At 70.2% G+C, this 6,000-nt stretch carries 3 protein-coding genes and 1 pseudogene; 1 reads left to right on the top strand and 3 read right to left on the bottom strand.

The annotated features are described in order from the left end of the window. Positions 1–833: pseudogene (locus ACIQU6_RS24090) on the bottom strand (peptidoglycan-binding protein); the annotation flags it as partial. Positions 834–1,052: 219 nt separating this feature from the next. Here ACIQU6_RS24090 and ACIQU6_RS24085 point away from each other — a divergent pair. Next, a complete protein-coding gene (locus ACIQU6_RS24085) occupies positions 1,053–3,911 on the top strand; it encodes a BTAD domain-containing putative transcriptional regulator (protein WP_403483740.1) in 2,859 nt (952 codons plus the stop codon). A gap of 133 nt (positions 3,912–4,044) precedes the next feature. Here the strand turns inward: ACIQU6_RS24085 and ACIQU6_RS24080 are convergent, their stop codons facing one another. Next, positions 4,045–4,767: a trypsin-like serine peptidase gene (locus tag ACIQU6_RS24080; RefSeq protein ID WP_403483739.1), complete on the bottom strand. Its 723-nt coding sequence runs from the start codon at positions 4,765–4,767 to the stop codon at positions 4,045–4,047. Between the two features lie 688 nt (positions 4,768–5,455). Continuing rightward, positions 5,456–5,734: a hypothetical protein gene (locus ACIQU6_RS24075; RefSeq protein WP_403483738.1), complete on the bottom strand. Its 279-nt coding sequence runs from the start codon at positions 5,732–5,734 to the stop codon at positions 5,456–5,458. Positions 5,735–6,000: the final 266 nt, after the last annotated feature.

Raw genomic sequence — 6,000 nt, 5'->3', positions numbered from 1 at the left:
TACACGGTGGCTTGGGTGTACTGCTTCTCCAGCGCCGTCGTCAGCGGAACGTCGAAAGACACCTTGTCGCCGTGGATCGCGGTGATCTTCCGCTCCGAGCGCAGGCTCCAGTTGGGCTTCCAAGCATTGGTCATGCCGATGGCATCGATCCATGCCTGGGTGGTGGGCCGCTCCACCACCACCTCGTCGCCGACGCTCAGCCCGGCCGTGCTGCCCAGCGTCAACGTCGTGGCGCCGACGGGCACGTAGGCGTCGGTGACCTGCTGTGCGGTGCCGGCGGGGGTGTAGCGGGACTTGTCGCCGATGGTCACCAGCGTCCGCGCCGACGGCTTGTCGGCCACCAGCACCGTGGAGTTGGTGGCCGCGCCGCGCAGCACGACACCGCTCGCGCCGATGTGCAACTGTCCGGCGACGTGGTAGCGGCCGGCCGAGAGCTGGACCGCGCCGCGGAGGCCGTCGCGGCCCTGCGGCAGGGCGGCGACCTTGTCGATCGCCGCCTGCACCGCTGCCGTCTCGTCACCGGTGCCCGGCGTCGGGACCGTCACCTTGACCGGCGCCTGCGGCAGCGGCACCCCGCCGCCCTCGTACCCGGCGAACGAGTAGTCGGGGATCCGGTTGCCCTGAGCGTCCTGGCCGTAGCTGAGGTGACCGTTCTTCATGCCCAGCCAGGCACCGCTCGTCGGGCCGGATGTGGCGCTCCGCGCCGGGGAAGCGGTGGCCGCCATCGCCCCGGACCATTCCAGGCCGACGCCGAGGGCTCCGGCCAGGGCGGCCGCGGCCACGCCCGCGTACACCGCACGTCGCCGGGATATGCGCACTTTGTCCCGTGCCACGGGACACCTCCTTGTTCTTGCGTTCCGACCGACGAGTGAGGCATCGGCCGCTCGCAGGCTTTCAGCCGGAGGCAGTTGAAAGGTTGCCGGCAGGTTGACGGGAGTGGGGGCGCAAGGCGGCGGCGTACGGCGCCGCACCGGCACGGTTTTGCCCGGGCAACCGAATCGGATACCTTTCGTCGATATTTTGTCCAGTGTGTGATTCCCGAAAGGCACGAGGTGGCGGAGGCAGACCACATCGCGTTCGCGGTGCTCGGCCCGGTACGTGCCTGGCGCGCGGAGACCCCGCTGGACGTCGGCCGTCCCCAACAACAGGCGGTACTCGCCGCGCTGCTCCTCAACCGGGGCCGCCCGGTCGAGCGGGACGCGCTGCTGCACGCGGTGTGGGGAGAGGAACTGCCGCCCTCCGCGCTGAACACCTTGCGCACGTACGTTTCCAGACTCCGACGCGGCCTGCGGCCGGCCACCGGGCCGGGCCCGCTGGTCTCCGCCGGCGGCGGATACGCCCTGGAGACGGCGGCCGGAACCCTCGACACCGACGCCTTCGAGGACGGGCTCGCCATGGCCGCGCGGGCCCGGGCGGCTGGCCAGTCGCACCGGGCCGAGGAACTCCTCGCCCGGACCGTGGCCCTGCCGTACGGCACGCCGCTGGCCGGACTTCCGGGCCCGTTCGCCGCGCACGAGCGGGACCGGCTGACCGAGTCGTCGCTCGGCGCCGAACAGCAGTTGGCGGAGGTGCGGCTGGAACTCGGCCGCCACACGGAGGTGATACCCGGCCTGACCGGCCTCGCCGCACGGCACCCGCTGCGGGAGCGCCTGCGCGAGCTGCTCATGCTCGCCCTGTACCGCGCCGGACGCCAGGGCGAGGCGCTCGGGGTCTTCCTCGACACCCAGCGGTACCTCGACGACGAACTCGGCGTGGCGCCCGGACCGGAACTCCAGTCGCTGTACGAGCGCATACTCCGCGCCGATCCGAACCTGGCAGCCCCGACGGCGGCACGCGCGTCCACCGTGGCGCCCGCCGCCCCGCCCGCCTACCTCGCCCCCCAGACCCTGCCACGTCCGCCGGCCGGCTTCGTGGCCCGCCCGGACGAGCAACAGCGGCTCGACGAGTTGTGCGGCGACGGGGCCGACGGCGGCCCCGGACAGACCGCGCTGCTCGTGGCCGCCGGGGCCGCCGGGAGCGGTAAGACCTCGCTGGTCGTGCAGTGGGCGCACACGGTGGCCGACCGCTTTCCCGACGGCCGGCTCTACGCCGACCTACGCGGCTTCGACGACCGGGGGCCCACGCAACCCGGGGAGATCCTGCATGCCTTCCTACGCGCCATGGGCGTACCGGACGACGAGATCCCGGCCGGCACCGCGGCGCGCGCCCGGCTGTTCCGCGACCGCACCCGCGGCCGTCGCCTGCTGGTCGTCCTCGACAACGCCCGGTGCGGCGAGGACGTGGCCCTCTGCTTCCCCGGAGACGGGCCCGCGCGCACCGTCGTGTGCAGCAGGCAGGCGCTCAACGACCTGATCGACCGGCACCAGGCCGCCTTCCTTCCGGTCGGCTCCTTCAGCGCCACCGCGGCGCATGAACTGGTCCGGCTGCGGCTGGGCGACCGGCGCGCGCTCCAGGACCCCCAGGCGGCGCGTCGCCTGGTCGAACTCTGCGACTTCCTGCCGCTGGCGCTGAGCATCGCCGTCGCCCGACTGGTCACCCACCCGCAGTGGACGGTGGCCGACCTGGTCGCCGAACTGGCGGACGGGCAGGCCCGGTTGGATGCCCTGGGACTGTCCGGCGGCCGGAGCGTCGAGCGCGAACTCACGCTCAGCCGGGGCCGCTTGTCCCCCGGCGCCGCCCGGTTGCTACCACTGCTCGCCCTCCACCCCGGCAGCGACATCGACTCCCCGGCCGCCGCCGCCCTCCTCGACGGCCCGCCGACCGAGGGCCGACGGGCCCTGGCGGACCTGGCCGCGCTCCACCTGCTCACGGAGTCCCGTCCGGGCCGCTACCAGGCCCATGATCTGGTCCGGCTCTACTGCCGCCGCCTGCTCGACGAGGAACTCTCGCCCTCCGACCGGGCGCACGCCATCGAGCGCCTGGTCGACCACTGCCTGGCCATGACCGCCGCGGCCTCGGCCGTGATCTTCGGTGACGACCACATCCCCTGCCCCCCGGTCGGCGGCGCCCCGCCCCGGGGTCTGCCCGGGTTCGCCAACCCCCAGGAGGCGCTGGGCTGGTGGGCGCCCCAGGCGTCGACGATCCGGGCACTCATCGACGTCTGCATCGCGTCGCGCGACTACGAACGCGCCTGGCGGCTGGCCACCAACGCCGCCGGCTACTACATCTGCACCGACATCAGCGCCTGGCTCGACTGCGCCACCGTCGCCCTGCGCGCGGCCGAACTGCTCGCAGAACCAGGCGCGTTGGCGCGGACGCACAGCGCCATGGGCACCGTCCTCGGCCAACTCGACCGGCCTCAGGAAGCCCTGAGGCACCTGGAACGCGCCCTTTCGCTCCACCCGCCGGGCGACCGCCACCGGACCATCACGGTCGGCATTCTCGGGGGCGTCCACCACGACCTCGGCCGCCCGGACCTCGGGGAACGGTGTTTCGCCGCAGCCCTCGACGCCGCCCGTTCCGCGGGCGACCCGTTCCTGGAGGCGTTCGCTCTGCACCGCATGTGCCTGGCCGGCATGAACGCCTTCGCCCCCGAGGAGACGCTCGGCCACGCGCGCCGCATTCAGAGGTTGGTCACCGACCGGCCTCTCTCCCAAATGGCCCTGGGGGCCATTGGTTTCGAGGCCCACGCGCTGGACCGGCTGGACCGTGCCGCGGAGGCTGAGGCCGCCTGGCTCCGACTCATCGAGTTGAGCGCCGAGGCCGGCGACGACTTCCTCCATGGGCACACCGAGGTCCAGTTCGCCGGGTTCCTCAACCGTCGGGGCCGCAAGGGAGAGGCCACGGTCCATCTCGACGTGGCAATCGCGCTGTACCGCAAGCGGACCGACGGCCGTACCGTGGCCGCCCTCACCCGACAACTCACCACCCTCGGCCCCTCCGGCCAGATCCGCACCCCCGAAATCCCGTGAGGGCGCAGGGCATGGACTGTCGGGCCAAGGGACCTCTCGGCGAACGCGCCCGCCGCCTCGAACGGACTTTCCCCGAAGGCCAGTTGTCAGGCGAGCCGGCGCTTCGCGAGTGCGCCTCGGATCTTCATGGAGTTCAGGAATCGACCGGGTTGTAGGTCTGCGGGCGGTGGACCGTACGGCCTGCGTTGGCGTCGTCGTAGAGGTCCTGGGCCTCCGTGCCGTACAGGGGTGAGTAGGTGACGCTGTCGTCGTCGGCGTCGTTCCCGCCACCGTTGTAACCGCCTACGTTCCCGATGACCTTGCCGGTTCTCGTGGAAGGGCTGTAGTCGCTGATCCACGGGCCGCCGGAGACGCCCGCGTAGAAGCCCCCGCAGCCCATCTGCATCTGTCGAAAGCCCGGCAGTCGACGGGTGGCGGCATCGCAACGCACCGCCTGGTGACCCCGGTTGACGGTGTCGGAGTAGGGGTAGCCGACCACTGTGACGTGGTTGTCGTAACCGGGTGTCCGGGCGAATGTCAGCGCACCGGCGGCGGCCTCGACGGTCTTGCCCTCGGCGTTCGTGGAGACCTGGACGAAGGCCAGGTCCAGGTCCGATGTCGCCTGTTTGGTGTTGGCCTGGTAGCGGGGGTCCATGAAGAGGCGGGTCACCGGGTAGATCCCGTAGGGCTGAGCGGTGGCGGAGGATCCGAAGCGGTAGTCGGGTACGAAGATGGCGTGCTTGGCCTGAGTGAGGCCGGAGGCACAGTGCCCGGCTGTCAGGACGAGGCTGTGACCGTTGCTGTGCACCACGCTGCCCGTACAGAACGTCGCCTTGCCGTCCACCGGGCTGCCGTCGAAGAAGAAGGTCCCGACCATGGGCATACCGTCGAAGTGCTCGGCCGCCCGAGGGAGCTCATCGTTGTGGGGAAGTTCCTTTGTGGCGGTCAGTAGTGACGTTCCCCTGCGAAGGGTGTCTGCCACATCGATCGGGACCGCTTCAGCCATCCTTTGGGCGGTCCAGTACGCCTTCTCCTCATGGTTGCGCGCCGGACCCGGCAATGGAAGGTGCCCCAACAGTCCCGTTGCCAGCGGATTTCCCTCACGAACGGTCGGCAGAATGGAAGCGCCCGCATCTTGCCCGGCGGATGCCGGAGCCACTGTCCCCAATCCGACGCGAAGAGCGTCTGCACACAACGCGAATCCCACCACCCCCAGGAACCATTTCCTACGCCGTGACACCGAATCCCCTTCATTGAAAGCACGTGCCACAAAGGGCCTTTGGTTGAATGCAGCCGGATGACCGACGACATGTTGCCCGAGTCCGACGCCCCATGAGGCATGGAGCGCCAGTCGGGCCCGACGGCGACGGCCATCGCCATTCCAGTCGAACCAGCAGTAACGAGCGTCTTGACAGCCGCCGAGAGCTATCTTCGACACTAGCCGTCCTGGACGGCCTCTTGGGCACCGAAACGCCAACGGCCCCCTTCAAGTGCCGTGCAGCGGTTGGCCTCAAGATGCTTCCTCGCACGGCGCAGCGCTACCGAAACACCGTGCGAGGAGTGCTTCACCCGCCAACAGGACGGTCTTGCGGGCCACTTGCGGAGATGTCGTCAGGGCGTAGATGCCAGGACACGTTGCGCACCCCGGGCTCGCGGGTCAATTGCACGACCAGCCGTTCCAGTGCTGCGGTAGCGGTGCTGTCCGGAGCGATAGCGACCCGTTCGATCACGGTGACGCCGCCGCCCGACCGGGTGACGTGGCGCCCGTCCAAGCGCGCGTCAACTCCTGTGAACATACGAACGCACAGGCCATGAATCCTGCCCTCCGCCTGCCGGTCACACATGACACGGAGCGTGCAATGCACCGTCATAGGGCGCCCAGAATCCTTGGGACGCACTGAACGCAGACCAGACAGAAGCACCATGAGGACACCTCTTGAAGATTTCAGACACCTACTGCGCGGAAGGTGTCCCGGTTGACGGCGCAAGAAGCACCGCGGCACGAGACGGGAGAATACTTGCTGTTTGGATGCGAGGCACACCGAACCCGAGACCGCGGACACCGAAAGCGAGTTGACCGGAGAGACCCAACTCGCCCCCAGTCGACAGA

Origin of the sequence: Streptomyces sp. NPDC090442 (genome assembly GCF_044769405.1) — a bacterium.
Classification (GTDB): Bacteria; Actinomycetota; Actinomycetes; order Streptomycetales; family Streptomycetaceae; genus Streptomyces.
Note: the sequence above shows the minus strand (reverse complement) of the source record. Positions and strands in the feature narration are given on the sequence as shown.

Excerpts from the sequence above, each read along its gene's own strand:
- ACIQU6_RS24075 (WP_403483738.1), bottom strand. The coding sequence starts at position 5,734 with ATGTGTGACCGGCAGGCGGAGGGCAGGATTCATGGCCTGTGCGTTCGT.
- ACIQU6_RS24080 (WP_403483739.1), bottom strand. The coding sequence starts at position 4,767 with ATGGTCGGGACCTTCTTCTTCGACGGCAGCCCGGTGGACGGCAAGGCG.